17 protein-coding genes are annotated in these 14857 nt (G+C 28.9%); 12 read left to right on the top strand and 5 right to left on the bottom strand.

Features of this window, described 5'->3' with window-relative positions; translation table 11 throughout:
- The first annotated feature begins 24 nt into the window (after positions 1-24).
- Positions 25-2052: a capsular polysaccharide biosynthesis protein gene (locus tag L8W55_RS02105; protein WP_263677095.1), complete on the top strand. Its 2028-nt coding sequence runs from the start codon at positions 25-27 to the stop codon at positions 2050-2052.
- Complete coding sequence (locus L8W55_RS02100) at positions 2049-3227, top strand: capsule biosynthesis protein (RefSeq protein WP_263677094.1); 1179 nt, start codon at positions 2049-2051, stop codon at positions 3225-3227. The genes L8W55_RS02105 and L8W55_RS02100 overlap by 4 nt, the downstream gene beginning before the upstream one ends.
- Here the strand turns inward: L8W55_RS02100 and L8W55_RS02095 are convergent.
- Genes L8W55_RS02095 through L8W55_RS02085 form a run of 3 tightly spaced genes read right to left on the bottom strand, consistent with a single transcriptional unit; the run spans position 3224 to position 4730 of the window.
- A complete protein-coding gene (locus L8W55_RS02095) occupies positions 3224-3901 on the bottom strand; it encodes a hypothetical protein (protein ID WP_263677093.1) in 678 nt (225 codons plus the stop codon). The two genes, L8W55_RS02100 and L8W55_RS02095, sit on opposite strands and share 4 nt — an antisense overlap.
- The gene (locus L8W55_RS02090) at positions 3850-4284 is read right to left on the bottom strand and encodes a hypothetical protein (RefSeq protein WP_263677092.1); all 435 of its coding nucleotides are present in this window, start codon (positions 4282-4284) and stop codon (positions 3850-3852) included. The genes L8W55_RS02095 and L8W55_RS02090 overlap by 52 nt, the downstream gene beginning before the upstream one ends.
- Positions 4275-4730 (bottom strand): SGNH/GDSL hydrolase family protein, encoded by a 456-nt coding sequence (locus L8W55_RS02085; RefSeq protein WP_263677091.1) that lies wholly within the window; start codon positions 4728-4730, stop codon positions 4275-4277. The genes L8W55_RS02090 and L8W55_RS02085 overlap by 10 nt, the downstream gene beginning before the upstream one ends.
- Before the next feature lie 164 nt (positions 4731-4894).
- Here L8W55_RS02085 and L8W55_RS02080 point away from each other — a divergent pair, with 164 nt between their 5' ends.
- From L8W55_RS02080 to L8W55_RS02070, 3 genes are read left to right on the top strand one after another with little or no spacing between them, the layout of a single operon-like run.
- The gene (locus L8W55_RS02080) at positions 4895-6025 is read left to right on the top strand and encodes a DUF829 domain-containing protein (protein WP_263677090.1); all 1131 of its coding nucleotides are present in this window, start codon (positions 4895-4897) and stop codon (positions 6023-6025) included.
- A gap of 9 nt (positions 6026-6034) precedes the next feature.
- Complete coding sequence (locus L8W55_RS02075; protein WP_263677089.1) at positions 6035-7408, top strand: cytochrome P450; 1374 nt, start codon at positions 6035-6037, stop codon at positions 7406-7408.
- Entirely contained in the window at positions 7405-7758 is a 354-nt protein-coding gene (locus L8W55_RS02070; protein ID WP_039627957.1) for a membrane protein, read from the top strand. Before L8W55_RS02075 ends, L8W55_RS02070 begins: the two co-directional genes overlap by 4 nt.
- Here L8W55_RS02070 and nusA read toward each other — a convergent pair.
- Positions 7755-8846 (bottom strand): transcription termination factor NusA, encoded by a 1092-nt coding sequence (gene nusA / locus L8W55_RS02065; RefSeq protein WP_039617565.1) that lies wholly within the window; start codon positions 8844-8846, stop codon positions 7755-7757. The genes L8W55_RS02070 and nusA overlap by 4 nt on opposite strands.
- A gap of 124 nt (positions 8847-8970) precedes the next feature.
- Between nusA and L8W55_RS02060 the strand changes: the two genes are divergently transcribed.
- From L8W55_RS02060 to L8W55_RS02035, 6 genes are read left to right on the top strand one after another with little or no spacing between them, the layout of a single operon-like run.
- Complete coding sequence (locus tag L8W55_RS02060) at positions 8971-9213, top strand: HP0268 family nuclease (protein ID WP_039617566.1); 243 nt, start codon at positions 8971-8973, stop codon at positions 9211-9213.
- A complete protein-coding gene (gene miaB / locus L8W55_RS02055; protein ID WP_263677088.1) occupies positions 9210-10508 on the top strand; it encodes a tRNA (N6-isopentenyl adenosine(37)-C2)-methylthiotransferase MiaB in 1299 nt (432 codons plus the stop codon). Before L8W55_RS02060 ends, miaB begins: the two co-directional genes overlap by 4 nt.
- Entirely contained in the window at positions 10492-11115 is a 624-nt protein-coding gene (locus L8W55_RS02050) for a lysophospholipid acyltransferase family protein (protein ID WP_263677087.1), read from the top strand. Before miaB ends, L8W55_RS02050 begins: the two co-directional genes overlap by 17 nt.
- Before the next feature lie 5 nt (positions 11116-11120).
- The gene (locus tag L8W55_RS02045; protein ID WP_263677086.1) at positions 11121-12086 is read left to right on the top strand and encodes a hypothetical protein; all 966 of its coding nucleotides are present in this window, start codon (positions 11121-11123) and stop codon (positions 12084-12086) included.
- Positions 12083-12637 (top strand): hypothetical protein, encoded by a 555-nt coding sequence (locus L8W55_RS02040; protein ID WP_263677085.1) that lies wholly within the window; start codon positions 12083-12085, stop codon positions 12635-12637. Before L8W55_RS02045 ends, L8W55_RS02040 begins: the two co-directional genes overlap by 4 nt.
- Positions 12621-13160 (top strand): hypothetical protein, encoded by a 540-nt coding sequence (locus L8W55_RS02035; protein WP_263677084.1) that lies wholly within the window; start codon positions 12621-12623, stop codon positions 13158-13160. Before L8W55_RS02040 ends, L8W55_RS02035 begins: the two co-directional genes overlap by 17 nt.
- On the opposite strand, the gene L8W55_RS02030 is transcribed toward L8W55_RS02035, so the two are convergent.
- Positions 13147-13944 (bottom strand): membrane lipoprotein lipid attachment site-containing protein, encoded by a 798-nt coding sequence (locus tag L8W55_RS02030; RefSeq protein ID WP_263677083.1) that lies wholly within the window; start codon positions 13942-13944, stop codon positions 13147-13149. The genes L8W55_RS02035 and L8W55_RS02030 overlap by 14 nt on opposite strands.
- Positions 13945-14016: 72 nt before the next feature.
- Between L8W55_RS02030 and lgt the strand changes: the two genes are divergently transcribed.
- Entirely contained in the window at positions 14017-14832 is an 816-nt protein-coding gene (lgt, locus tag L8W55_RS02025; RefSeq protein ID WP_263668983.1) for a prolipoprotein diacylglyceryl transferase, read from the top strand.
- Positions 14833-14857: the final 25 nt, after the last annotated feature.

The raw sequence follows: 14857 nt of genomic DNA, 5'->3' as shown, positions 1-14857 counted from the left end.
CTCTCTTTATTTTAAAGAGAGATTATGAGGTTTTATACTGTATCAAAAAGATTAAAAGAAAATGTTAAAAAATTTTATAAAATAGCTCTATATCATGCCTACAAAAATATCGCAAAAGAAGATGTTTTTGTAGGTTGGGGTAGAAAAAAGTCAGGTTTAAAAGCTGTAGAACTAGCTAAAAAATATAATGCAAGATTTTTGCTTTTAGAAGATGGCTTTTTACGCTCATTAAATTTAGGTATAGAAAATAGTCCAAGTTTTTCTAATGTCAAAGATGATGTGGGAATTTATTATGATGCCACGACTCCATCTAAACTTGAAAATATTTTAAATACCTATGAATTTGACTCTAAAGAGTTAGAGCAAGCAAAAAAGGCCATAGAGCTTATAAAAAAAGAAAAGCTTAGCAAGTATAATAATAATCTTTGCGTACCAAAAGAGCTTTTCGGCGCTAACGAAGAACGCGTATTAATCATCACTCAAGTAGCAAACGATGCTTCTCTTAAATTTGGTTTAGCTGATAGTTTTTCAACTCAAGATATCATAAATGATGCTATCAAAGAAAATCCAAATGCTAAAATATACATTAAAATTCATCCTGATGCATTAAGTGGTAAAAAGCAAAGCGATTTTGATGTGCAAGATTTGCCAAATAGATGTGTAGTTATAAAAGAAAATTATAATCCTATAGAATTGCTAAGTCATTTTAAAAAAGTCTATACTAAGACTTCTGGTATGGGTTTTGAAGCTTTGATGTTAGGATGCGAATGTGTGTGTTATGGCATGCCATTTTATGCAGGCTGGGGCTTGACTCAAGATAAGCAAGTGTGTAAAAGAAGACTTAAAAAAAGAACCATAGAAGAGGTTTTTTATGCTGCTTATATTTTATATAGTGAGTATTTTAATCCTTATTTAAATCAAAAAAGCGATATTTTTGATACTATTCATACCCTAGTAAAATATAAAAAGATAGAACAAGCTAATTCAAATACTTTGTATTTTTTAGGTTTTTCTAAATGGAAAAGAGAGTTTGTAAAACCTTTTTTTAAAGCCAAGAATAATAAAATCATTTTTTTAAACTCACTTGATGAGCTTTATAAAGCGAATTTAAACCCTGAAGATAAAATTTTCATTTGGGGTAAAAAGTATGATAAAGCTTTATTGGCTAAAGATTTTAAAAATGCAATTTTCTTAGTAGAAGATGGCTTTTTGCGCTCGGTTTTTTTAGGTTCAGATCTTACACGCCCTTTTTCTTTGATAGTAGATAGTAAAGGCTTGTATGTTGATCCAAGCAAGCCAAGTGATTTAGAAGATATTTTGCAAAATCACATTTTTGATGAGAGTTTAAAACAAAGAGCTAAAAAACTCATCTTTACCATCACGCAAAATAAATTTTCAAAGTATAATGGCTTAAAGCATGAAAAGCTAAATTTTAATACCAATAAAAAAATTATTTTAATCCCTGCTCAAGTAGAAGATGATGCTTCTATGATCTTAGGTGGTGCAGGTTATGATACATTAAAACTTTTAAAAAGTGTAAGAAAGGCCAATGAAAACGCCTTTATAGTTTTTAAACCTCACCCTGATGTATTAAGTGGCAACCGCAAAGGTTTAAAAGATAAAAACATTATTTTAAAATATTGTGATGAGATTATAGAAAATATCAGCATAGATAGTGCTATAAATGCATGCGATGAAGTGCATACTATAACCTCTACAAGTGGTTTTGACGCTCTTTTGCGTGGTAAAAAAGTTGTGGTATATGGTAAGCCTTTTTATGCAGGTTGGGGTTTGACAAGCGATTTACATGAAATTCCAAGACGCACAAGAATGCTTAGTTTAGAAGAGCTTGTCGCTGGTGTTTTGATCCTTTATCCAAGATATATCCATCCAAAAAGTAAAAATTTATGTGAAGTTGAGCTTGCGTTGGATATAATGTTAAAAATGCAAAAAGATTATTTTTCTAAATTTTATTTGCGTTGGTTTATAGATATAAGAATTTATATATTAAGAAAAATAAGAAGATTAATAGAATTTATTTTGATTAGATGAATTTAAGTAAAAAGTTAAAAAAATTTTCTGGTAAAAATGTTTTATTGCTCCAAGGGCCTGTAGGAGGATTTTTTCGTAAAATTGCTACAAAAATTCCACAAGCTAAGGTTTATAAAGTAAATTTTAATGGCGGAGATTTTTTCTTTTATCCTTTTAAAAGTATTAATTATACTAAAAGCTTAACCGAGCTTGAAGACTTTTATAAAAAGCTTTTTGAAGAAAAACAAATTCAAGTTATCTTAATGTATAATGATTGTAGAAAAGTACACGAAATAGCCATTAGTGTTGCTAAACAAATGGGTATTGAAGTATGGATTTTTGAAGAAGGTTATATTAGACCAAATTTCATTACTTTTGAAAAAGACGGAGTGAATGCAAACTCCACTTTGCCAAGAGAAAAAGAATTTTATCTAAGTCAGAAAAAATTTGATAAAGATTTTAAATTTAAAACTTTCTCAAGTACTTTTAAAAATATGGCCTTTGCTTCTTTTTTATACTGGCTCTTTGCTTTTTTATTTTCTTGGTATTTTAACAATTCTTTACATCATAGAAGTTTAAAATTATTTGACTTTTTACCTTGGCTTTGTTCAGTATATAGAAAAAACAAATACAAAATCACAGAAAAAAGTTTAAATGAAAAAATTCTTTCTTTAAAGCAAAAGTATTTTTTAGCTATTTTGCAAGTACATAATGATACTCAACTATCTCATCATTATAAAAAAACTACAGAAAAATTTATAGAAGAAGTGATCATCTCCTTTGCTAATCATGCTAAGGCAAAGTCATATCTAGTTTTTAAGCACCATCCTATGGATCGTGGTTATAGAGATTATACTAAGCTTATAGAAGATTTGAGTTTAAAATACAATGTCGAGGGTAGAATTTTATATGTACATGACTTACATTTACCTACGCTCTTAATTAATACAAGAGGTACTATAGTGATAAATAGCACAGTAGGACTTTCTGCTTTATATCATAATAGCCCTTTAAAAGTTATGGGAAAAGCCTTTTATGATATTGAAGGTTTGACTTATCAAAAAAGCTTGCATACTTTTTGGAAAGAATGCAGAGCATATAAACCTGATGCGGTTTTACATGCTAAATTTAGAAATTATGTGATATATAAAACCCAAGTCAATGGGAATTTTTTCAAAAATACTAGTTTAGATTAAATTTTCTTTTTATAGTTTTTTGCAATCTTTTTTAGTTTAAAAGGTAAGCTTAAATAGCCTATTTTAAAAGGAGTTCTTGAAGCTTGTAAAAGTGCATTACCTAAAAGATAAGGTAAATGTGTTTTGGCTATTTGAGCGTGTTTATAGTCTGTATAAGCTTTTAGTGGTGGTAGATTTTTTTGATCTTTTTGATTTTTAAAATGCTCTTTTTTAATTTTTCTTAATTCAAAAGGTATTTTAAAATACCCTAGATAACTTTTACTGTTTTTTATGATGATTTCTCCAAGCTTATAACTTAGTCTTTCTTTTATTCTTAAACTAGCTCCATAAAGCCTATTGTCTTGATGGATAAATATCTCATATTCATTTTTTAAGCCTTTGTGGTTTAAAAAACGCAAAAGACTATGATTTTGACTTTGTAAAAATGTTTGCATGTTAAGTTTTTTTAGTTTATAGTATTCTAGTGCTAATTCTTTATAAAATGCTATAGGCGGTATTAAAGAATCATGGGTATTTGTAAGATAATTCTTACATTCTATTTTTTTATCATTATCATTTTCTAAAAATAAAATTCCTATTAAGTCTACATAATCAAGTCTTGGTGTTTTTTCATTTGCTATGCTTAAGCCCAAACTTTCCTCGCTTTGCTTGATAATTTGTGTATTAACATACAAAAAGGTTTGCTCATCACAAATTGCTTTTTCATTTTGTATATCTTGAAAAGTATTGATAAGTCCAAAATTTTTACTAATTTAAAAGATGAGTTTTCAATGCTTATAGATGATATAGCATGGGTTAATGAGCTGGCGTGATTCCAAGTGTGTATGCCTAAGATTTGATAATTTTTGAACTCTTTTGGAAAAATGATTTTTTCATTAGCTTTGATATTTATAGTTTTTTCACAAAAAAATGAGTTTTTATGCTCTATTTTAGTTGAATTTGAGGGCGTAAAGATATGAAATTTTCTTTTTGAGCAAATGATATTTTCTTTAGATTTTTTAAACCTGTGTAAATTTTTAATGATGTTTTTACCAAGCTCTTGCATAGCTAGTGGCATAGGGTGGAATTTATAGTTTTGATCAAAATCATAAAGATTATTTTTTGGTAGTAAAAGTCTATATCGATTAGATTAAAACCATAATGAGCACAATTTTTCCTATGAGCTTCATTGATAGCTTTTGATTTATCATTACAAGCTGGTATGGGGAGTATAAGCACTATAGTAATTTTGTTTGCTTTGTAAAGTTCTTCGTAAAAATAATCAATATTTCTAAGTATAATATTTAAACTCATAGGGCTTAAATAATCATTGATATTTGATTCACTGATGAGAAAATCACTTTTATTTATAGTTTTTTCATGGCGTATTAATTCATAAAGATTTTGTAAAGAAGTACTAAGTCCTAAAGCATAATTATGTAATGTAATGTCTTTATTTTCAAGACCTATCCTAAGACCATTTTTAACTACACTATTACTACCACCTAGTAAGATTACATCCATAAATTCTTTCTTTATTTTTTTTAATTTTTTTTATTTTATAAAATATTTTTTAATGAATAATTTCAGAGTAAAAACCCCTCATTTTGCCTTTAAATAAGCATTTGACAAAGATAACAACTTTTAGCTATATTTTTAAATTCATTTTGAGTTTATTTGGGATTTTAATGGATAAATTGTGTCAAAAAAGAGATGTTTTTTATATAGCTGGTTATGATCCTAGAGGATATAGGCATTACTATGCTATGTTTAAAAAAAATTTAGCTGAGCAAAATATACTTTTAAATTATGATTATGCTTTATCAAAAGCTCAAGCTAATGCATATGCTTTTTGGCAAATTCAAACCCCACATACAAGCACTACTTATACCTTTTTAAGCTGGAATGATATAGTCAAAAAAAACTGGTCAGAGGGTATAAAAGATGCCTTGAGTGATTGCTATAGTTTTTTTAGAATTTATACCATCACAGGGCTTTTTTTAAAATTCGGTAAAGAATCCCCGCACCAACTTATCACAGGTTATTATCCATTTTTTTATGTACTTTTGAGTTTGATTTTTACTTTAGTTTGTGCTTTTGGAAGCTTATTTTATTTGCAAAATTTTCATATTGTTTTGGGAATTTTGGTTTTTATTTCATCATTAGTATTTTTACCAAAAATACTTTATAAATTAGGCAAGAAATTAGCTGTTTTTTGGATAGCTAGAATTTGTTCTTTTTGCGCAAACTGGGAGAAAAATGCTCAAGGTGAACTTGAATTAAGAATGGATGATTTTGCTAGGGTTATTTTTGAAAAGCTAAAGGAAAATGCAAATGATAAAAATTACGAACTCATCTTAAGTGCGCATAGTGTAGGAACAGTACTTTGTATAAATGTTTTAGCAAAAGTGCTTAGAAAATGTGAAGATGAAAATATATCTTTTGAAAATTTAAAGGTTTTAACTTTAGGTGAGTGCATACCTTTGGTAAGCTATCAAAAAAAATCTTTTGAGTTTAGAAAAGACTTAGAGTATTTAGGAAATAAAAATTTAATATGGTATGATTTTACTTCTATTATCGATGGGGCTTGTTTTGCACAAGTTGATTTTATACGCACAAGCGGGGTAAAAGCACAATTTAGCCCAAAATACCTTTCGGCTAAATTTCATACCTTATATAAAAATAAAGATTATAAAAAAATCAAAAAAGACAAATATAAAGCACATTTTTTATATTTATTCGCCACGCAAATTCAAGGAGTATATAACTTTTTTGAATTTATCATAGGTAAAAATAAACTAGAAGAAAAAATCAAATAGGAGAAAAACATGGGTCAGTGTCCTTTTCATCCAAAGCCTTATAAAAATAAAGCTTCTACATTAACCACTTTTTTACTAAAAAGAAGATCATGGCTTGATGGACTTTATGAGCGAAGCTATAAGATGATGATGGGTAGAGTAAAAATGCCTGGATTTGATCTGTATGTAGTAAATGATCCAAAAGAAGTTAGACGCATTATGGTAGATGAGGTTAGAGAATACCCAAAAAGCCAACTTTTACATGAACTTTTAGAGCCACTTTTAGGTATAAGTATTTTTACAACTAACGATAGAGTATGGGAAAAGCAAAGAGAGCTTTTAAGACCTTCTTTTGAAATGACAAGGATTTCTAAGGTTTTTAATTTGATGAGTGAAGCAGCTTCTGATATGATGGCAAGATTTGCAAAGTATGAAGACAAAGCGATTGTAGAAGTAGATGAGGCTATGACTTTTGTAACTGCAGATGTGATTTTTAGAACTATCATGTCATCAAAACTTGATGAGCAAAAAGGTAAGATTGTTTTAGATGCTTTTGTAACTGTGCAAGAAGAAACAGTTAAAACAGCTATGCGAAGAATGTTTCGTTTTCCAACTTGGCTTTCAAATCTTTTAGGTGAGAGAAAAAGACTTAAAGCAGGTGGAGTTATACGCAAAGTTTTATCAGATATTATAAAACCAAGATATGATAATACCCTAAATGATCAAGGAAAATATGAAGATATTTTATCATCATTGCTTATGGTAGTAGATGCAGATACTAATGAGAGATTTTCTTTTAATGAAATTTTAGACCAAGTTGCCATGCTTTTCTTAGCAGGCCATGAAACTACTGCAAGCTCGCTAACTTGGACGCTATATATTTTAAGTATTTCTCCAAAAGAACAACAAAAAGCTTATGAAGAAATCATGCAAGTTGCAGGTGATGAGGAGTTTAAGATAGAACATATTAGAGCAATGAAATATCTTACAAATGTGTTTAAAGAAAGTTTAAGACTTTATCCACCAGTTGGCTTTTTTGCTAGAGAAGCAAGAAATGAAAGCAAAATGAGAGATAAGCTCATTAAAAAAGGTTCAGGTGTAGTGGTAGCTCCATGGCTTATTCATAGACACGATAGTTTTTGGGAAAATCCACATGAGTTTGATCCAAGTCGCCATGAAGATAAAAGCAAGATTAAAAAAGACACTTATATGCCTTTTGGTATGGGAGAGCGTGTATGTATAGGGCAGGGCTTTGCTATGCAAGAGGCTGTTTTGATTTTAGCTAATATTTTAAGGACTTATAAGTTAGAATTAGAAGAAAATTTCGTGCCTGATATTGTAGGAAGACTAACTATAAGATCAGCTAATGGTATGAATATAAGATTTATAAAAAGGCAAAAATGAAAGAAAAATTAGCAGGAACCATACTACTTTGTGCTATCGTTCCTTTAGCGGTGATTAGTTATCTTTTTATTGTTATAGTAGGAACTTTTGGTAATCCTGCTAGGGTTAGACAGGGTGTGAGAGCGCTTGATCATTTTGTCAATGCTACTTTGTTTAATGGTTATGCTTGGGAGTCTTTATCATCTCATGCTTGGAGAGAACGTGATAAAAGATGGGCTAAAATAGTTATTAAAATCACAGATTTTTTTGACAAAAATCACTGCCAAAAGGCAAACAAAAGAGAACAACCTATAGTAGATTTAGTTTTAGAAAGAAAGCTTACCGAACAAACCGTCGGTAAACAACTTTAATTTTCTCCAAATAAAGCCTTAAGATTTTTAAATGCTTCTTCTTGGTTATTAGTTTTATCTTCATTATTCACTTCATTAAGTTCTATCTCATATCCAAGAAGCATGCTAGCTAAGCGTATATTAATACCACTTTTTCCTATGGCTTTGCTTTTTTGCTCGCTATTTAGCGTTACAATAGCCTTTTTATCTTCAATACTAACTGAGTTTATAATGGCTGGAGCTAAGCTTCTTGTGATTAAAATTGCCATTTCATTAGAATACTCAATGCAGTCAATATTTTCATTTTTTAATTCTTTGCTTACAGCATTAATTCTAACTCCTTTTATACCCACAGTTGCTCCTACTGCATCAACACTTGGGCTATTAGCTTGCAAGATGATTTTTGCTCTCTCGCCTGGAATTCTTGCACTTGCATAAATATTTATAAGGCCATCTTTGATTTCAGGAACTTCAGCTTTTAATAAAGCTTCTAAAAATTTAGGGCTAGTTCTACTAAGCTCCATTCTCATACCTGATTTATCAATATATACATGTCTAATAACAGCCTTAATCACATCACCTACTTTAAATTTTTCACCTTTGATACGATTTTTTCTAGGTAAATATGCACGAAACTCATCAATTTCTACATAAGTATTTTCTTCGCTATCTACTCTTACTACGCTACCAAAAACCATATGTCCTACCATTTTTTGGTATTTTTCATAGATTTTTTCTTCTAAGAGTTTTTGTATATTGTATTCTAATTCTTTATGTAAGATATTTACAGCAGTACGACCTAAATTTTCCAAAGAACATTCATAAGTTAACTCATCGCCAATTTCTACATCTTTAGCTTCAGCCCTTGCTTTACTTAAGGCGATAAAATGCTCATTTTCATTTTCTAATCTTTCATCATTATCAGCTACTACGATGATTTTTTGATAAAGTTGTAAATTTTTACCTGAATCAACAAAAAATTCATACTTATCACCATAAATTTTCTTAGCAGTATTAATAAGCGCTTTTTTAACTCTTTCTCTTACATCTTCTATTTGTAAATTTTTCTCATTAGCAATGGATTCAATTATATCTGTGATTTTTTCCATAATGACAATACAACCTTAATTTTGGATTTTAAAAGTTTGAAGAATAAAATTATATCTTTAATAAGTTTAATTAAAAGTAAAATTTGCTATAATTTCAGATTAAAAAAAACTTGAGGATGATGATATGGATTTAAAAATAGCAAGAACCTCTGTTGATGAAAAGCCAAAAAGTATAAGTTTAGAAAGTATTGAAAAGGCTGTGGATAAAGAAGGTCAAAAATTTTTCTATTTTGATAAAGATAATGCACACAAGCAATTAATCGCTTTAGTAGAGCATTTTGAAAAAAAAGGAAAATGTGTTTATCATAGAACGATCAAATATGGTTTAGATGATACAGATTTTATGTATGAGGTACACATTCTTTGAGTAAAAAACTTTTTATACAAACTTTAGGTTGTGCTATGAATGTGCGTGATTCAGAGCATATGATAGCCGAACTTAAAGAAAAAGAAAATTACGAACTAACTCAAGATGCAAAAGAAGCAGATTTGATTTTAATCAATACTTGCTCAGTGCGTGAAAAGCCTGTACATAAGCTTTTTTCAGAAGTTGGAAGTTTTGAAAAAATCAAAAAAAATGGAGCTAAAATAGGAGTTTGTGGTTGCACTGCTTCGCATTTAGGAGATGAGATTTTTAAGCGTGCTCCTAATGTGGATTTTGTTTTGGGTGCTAGAAATGTTTCTAAAATCACAAAGGCTGTAAATACGCCAAAATTTTTAGGTAATGATATAGATTTTGATGAGAGTAATTATGCTTTTGCAGATTTTAGAAATAGCCTTTATAAAACCTATATTAATATCTCCATAGGATGTGATAAACATTGTACTTATTGTATAGTGCCTCATACAAGAGGAGATGAAATTTCTATACCTTTTGAGATTATTAAAAATGAAGCGTTAAAAGCTGTTTCTAAAGGTGCTAAAGAGATTTTTTTACTAGGGCAAAATGTTAATAATTATGGTAAAAGATTTTCTAATGCGCATGAAAAGATTAATTTTTCAGATCTTTTGGAAAAGTTAAGTGAAATCGAAGGTTTAGAGCGTATTCGCTTTACAAGTCCACATCCATTGCATATGGATGATAGATTTTTAGAGGTTTTTTCTAAAAATCCTAAAGTATGTAAGTCTATGCATATGCCTTTACAAAGTGGTTCGAGTGAAATTTTAAAGGCTATGAAACGCGGTTATACTAAAGAGTGGTATTTAGATAGAGCATTGAAACTTCGTTCTATGTGTAAGGATGTGAGTATTTCTACTGATGTGATTGTAGCTTTTCCAGGTGAGAGTGATAAAGACTTTGAAGATACTATGGATGTGCTTGAAAAAGTGCGTTTTGAGCAAATGTTTTCTTTTAAATATTCTAAAAGACCATTAACTAAGGCTGCAACTATGCCAAATCAAATTCCTGATGATATAGCTTCAAAACGCTTGAGTATTTTACAAGCTAGACATATAGAAATTTTAGATGAAATTGTTGCAAAACAAAAAGATAAAGAATTTGAAGTTTTATTTGAAGAATTAAGAAGTGAAGGTTTTGTAGCAGGTAGAAGTGATAATAACTTTTTGATTCAAGTTAAAGGTAGTGAAGAGTTATTAGGACAAATGAAAAAAGTAAAAATCACCAATCCTAGGCGTATGGTGTTAAATGGCGAAATCCTTTAAGATTAATCTTTTAGCTTTTGGAATTTTTTTATTACAATGGCTGATTTTTTTAACTTGTAGAAAGGTTTATTTAGGGCAAAAGCTTCCAAAAAGATCATGTGTGATACTTTTTTGGCATGGGCGTCTTGCTCTCATGCCTTTTGCTTATCGTAAAATGGGTATTAAAGGAAAAAAGGCTTATGTGATGATTTCACGCCATAAAGATGGAGAAATCATTGCTAGAAATATTGCCTTTTTTGGTTTGGATACTTTAAGAGGTAGTACAAGCAAAGGTGCTTTGGCTTTATTAAAACAATCTTTTAAAATTTTAGATCAAGGCGATGATGTGATTATCACTCCAGATGGGCCAAGAGGACCTTATCATAGTATTTCAGATGGTTCTGTGATGATAGCTTTGAAAAAAAATGCTCCACTTTTTTTGCTAAATTATGAAGCGAGTTCTTTTTGGGAATTTAAAAGTTGGGATAAAATGATCTTACCTAAACCTTTTTCTAAGATTACCTATAGACTAAGTGAAGAAATTAAAATACAAAATTTAAATTTAGAAGAAGCTAAAGTATTGATAAAAGAAAAATTTGATATGATAAGTCAAATAGACAAAGGATAAACACCATGTTATCTTTTTTTAGAAAATATATTTTACAACTTTTAGTTTGTATTTGCTATGATGAAAAACAATACATTATAAGATGTCATACTTGGAAAAAATCCCAAGCTGTTGATACTTTTGAAAAAAGCTTTGAAGATAAAGAAAAAGCCATAGAATATGTAAAAAATTTAACTAAAGATTTTCAAATTTATTATATATGTACTTTTTTTACCCCTATTGCCCAAGGCGTTGTGCCAAGCTCAAATTTTAAAGATCTTTCCAATTTTGGTGTCGATGCAAGTAGTGTTAAGTGTATTTCTTTTAATAATGGTTTATTGTATGCATCTAATCATTCTTTAAGCTCATATGAGCAAGATTATGAGGCTTTTGGCGGTTTGGATTTGCTTTATTCACCTTTTTCTTTGCTTTATCATTGTATGGCAAATAGAGGTTTTGAAGAAAAAATAGGCCTTTATGTATATAGATACCATGATTTTGTTGCGATGTTAGTTTGTAAAAATGAAGCTATATTATTTGGAAGTTATTTTAATATAGCTAGTCAAAATTATGATGAAGATGATTTTTTTGATGATATTAAAGAAGAATTTGATTTACAAATTGATGATGAAAATCAAGAAGAAGAAAATGAACAAAATTATGATTTAAAAAGTTTAGAAGAAATGAGTCAAGAGCTTGATAAACTTGAGGAATTAGATGAAGAAAAAGAAGAGCTTCCTATTGAGTCTTTAGAAAATTTTAGCTCAGATATGAAAATGATAGAATACATCATCTCAAGTGTAAAAGAGTTTTATCAAAATCCTTTGTATGATAATAGCTTTTTGGAAGAAATTGTGATTTTTGATGAGGAAAGTTTTAGTCCGACCTCGCTTGATTATTTAGAAAATGAGCTTTTTATAAAACCTAAAGTAGAACTTGTAGATACTTTAAATTTGATGAATGAACTTATGGTGAAGGACTTAAAATTATGAGATATAGTCTAATCAAACCTAAGATAAAACCTGTTTTTAATCTTTTTACTAGAATTTGGATTTATTTTACTAGCATTAGTGTTGCTTTGATTTTTGTAGTATTTATTGTGGTTGTTTTTAAAAGCTATTATGCGTCTGTACAACTTGATAATAAAAAAGAAGAATTAGCTCAAATTATCGCACAAATTAATGCTAATAAGCTTAAATATCAAGAATTAGTAAGACAAAATGATAAAGCAGAATTGATTTTGGGAGATTTAGAGCAAGAACAAGAAAATGGTAAAAATAAAGTTTTATTAAAAAGTATTCAAAATCTTTTTACTTTAGTGCCTAAAAACGTATCTTTAGATGAGGTTTTAATGGAAGATAGATCGCTTATTTTAAGAGGCATTACACCTACTAAAGAGATGTTTGCATTGCTATTAGAGGCTCCATTAAGAAGTATTTTTTCCAATTCTCAAACAAGTTATTATCAATTAGAAAATGGGTGGTATCGCTTTGTAAGTGTAAATATCACTATACCAGAGGAAATGTATGAACAAAAACGATAAGAGCTTAGAAGAAGCTGATGTATTAAAAATCTTGATTTATTCTTTTTCATTTGTAGCGCTTTGTGCGATTTTGATTTTATTTTTAATCGTGCCTTTTTTGAAAGATTATAAAATCGAACATTCAAGATTAGCAACCCAGCAAATTCAAAACACTAAAGCAATAAATGAGTTGCAAGCTTTAGAAAAAGTTATTGATGAGTTTCAAAAGGTGAATGCGCAAAATTTAGCTCAAATCAATGCAGAATTTTCACAAAAAGAATTATTAGAATTTATGAAAAATTACTTTGATGATATTAAAATCAATCTTATTCCTATTAAAAAAGAGCAAGAGTATTTAAAATACCAATTTGGAGCTAATGTAAAGATGAAAAATCCTCAAGCTTTTTACTCTTTTTTAAATGATTTGCAAAGATATAAAAATTTAATAGAAATTAGCACTCCTGTGGAGTTTAAATCCGAAGAAAAACACATCAATCTTAAATTTAAGATCAAAGTGTTTTATGCACAAGCTATTCAAAAATGATTACTTCATTATTTTGATAAGGAGTAATTTTTTCTTCTTTTTTATCATCTTGTTTTACATCTTGAACTTCTGAATTTTCTTGTGTTTTTAGCTCTTCTTTGATTTCTTTTACACTAGTTTTTAAACTAGATGTGATTTCTTTATAAAAAACAACAAAAACTTTATCAATTTCTAAAGCACTTGCTGCAAGACTTTCATTAAGCTGAGTAGGAACAGCACTGTATACCTCTCTAAAGCTTTCTATGCTTGCTTGACCTTTTATAGGATAATTTAAAATAATAGGATCGTTTAATTTTGCTGAGCTTGTTGTGCTTTGAAAAGTATCTTCTTGATGTAAATTATTTAAATGACTTTGAGCTTCTAAAATAATCATAAAAGAAGACTCTACGCTATCACCTCCAAGACTTGAATTTCTTGTAACCTTATCTTCATATAAATTAGCATTAATAACTATATTAAAAGCATAATCAGGATTTTCATTATCTATAGTATATCCTTTACTTTGAAGCAATGCTTTGCTATCTTCTAAAAGTTGTTTTTTGAGTAATTCTAAGCTTTTGTTGATTCTTTGATTTAGAGTAGATTGTTCAAAATATGAACTATAAAAAGTACTTTTTATAATTTCTACATCATTGATTTTGACTTTAGGGCTATTAGCATTTGTATGGTTGTGTTCTTCAAAAGTGCTTTTAAAATTTGGCATAGAAATATAATAAGTTTTTTGATTACCAGTGCAAGCACTTAAAAATAAAACTATACTAAAAAATAATAATATTTTTTTCATTTTCTCTCCTTGTGATTTTTATAATTATAACAATTTTTTGCTATATTATATGTTTTATAATAAGGGCTTTTTATGGAATTTTGGCAAAATATTTATGCAAATTTTGATGTGGTAGCTTTTGAAATCTTTGGTTTAAAAGTGCATTGGTATGGCATTATGTATGTGCTAGCTTTGCTTGTTGCCTTAATGGTTGCAAAATACTATGCGATTAAAGATAATATGGGAATTTCTAAAGCTATGCTTGATAGCTATTTTATATGGGTAGAAATAGGGGTGATTTTAGGTGCAAGAATAGGTTATATTTTAATTTATGATGCGCATACTTTATGGTATCTTACACATCCTTGGCAAATTTTTAATCCCTTTTATAATGGAGAATTTGTAGGGATTAGAGGTATGAGTTACCATGGAGCTGTTGTGGGATTTTTGATAGCAACTTATGCTTTTTGTAAAAAAAATAAGCAAAATTTATGGAAATATTTAGATTTGGTTGCTATTAGTGTGCCATGTGGATATATTTTTGGTCGTATCGGAAATTTTTTAAATCAAGAGTTATTTGGTAGAGCTACAGAAGTTCCTTGGGGTATTTATGTAGATGGGATATTGCGTCATCCATCGCAGCTTTATGAAGCATTTTTAGAAGGCTTTGTGGTTTTTGCTATTTTACTATTAATAAAAAAATATAAAAAATACAATGGAGAATTGATTGCTTACTATACGATTTTATATGCTCTAGCACGCTTTGTATGCGAGTTTTTTAGAGAGCCTGATTTTGGCATAGGCTTTGTTGCTTTTGGTATGAGTATGGGTCAGATATTGAGCTTATTAATGTTTTTATTAGGACTATTTTTATCTTTTTATTTAAGAAATATTAAAAAAAATTTATAAATTTTTATTTATTTTAAGAATAAAA

Source organism: Campylobacter sp. FU_520 (assembly GCF_025772385.1).
In the GTDB taxonomy this organism is placed as follows: domain Bacteria; phylum Campylobacterota; class Campylobacteria; order Campylobacterales; family Campylobacteraceae; genus Campylobacter_D; species Campylobacter_D lari_C.
The sequence above is the reverse complement of the archived record's forward strand: the minus strand, read 5'-3'. Positions and strand labels throughout refer to the sequence as shown.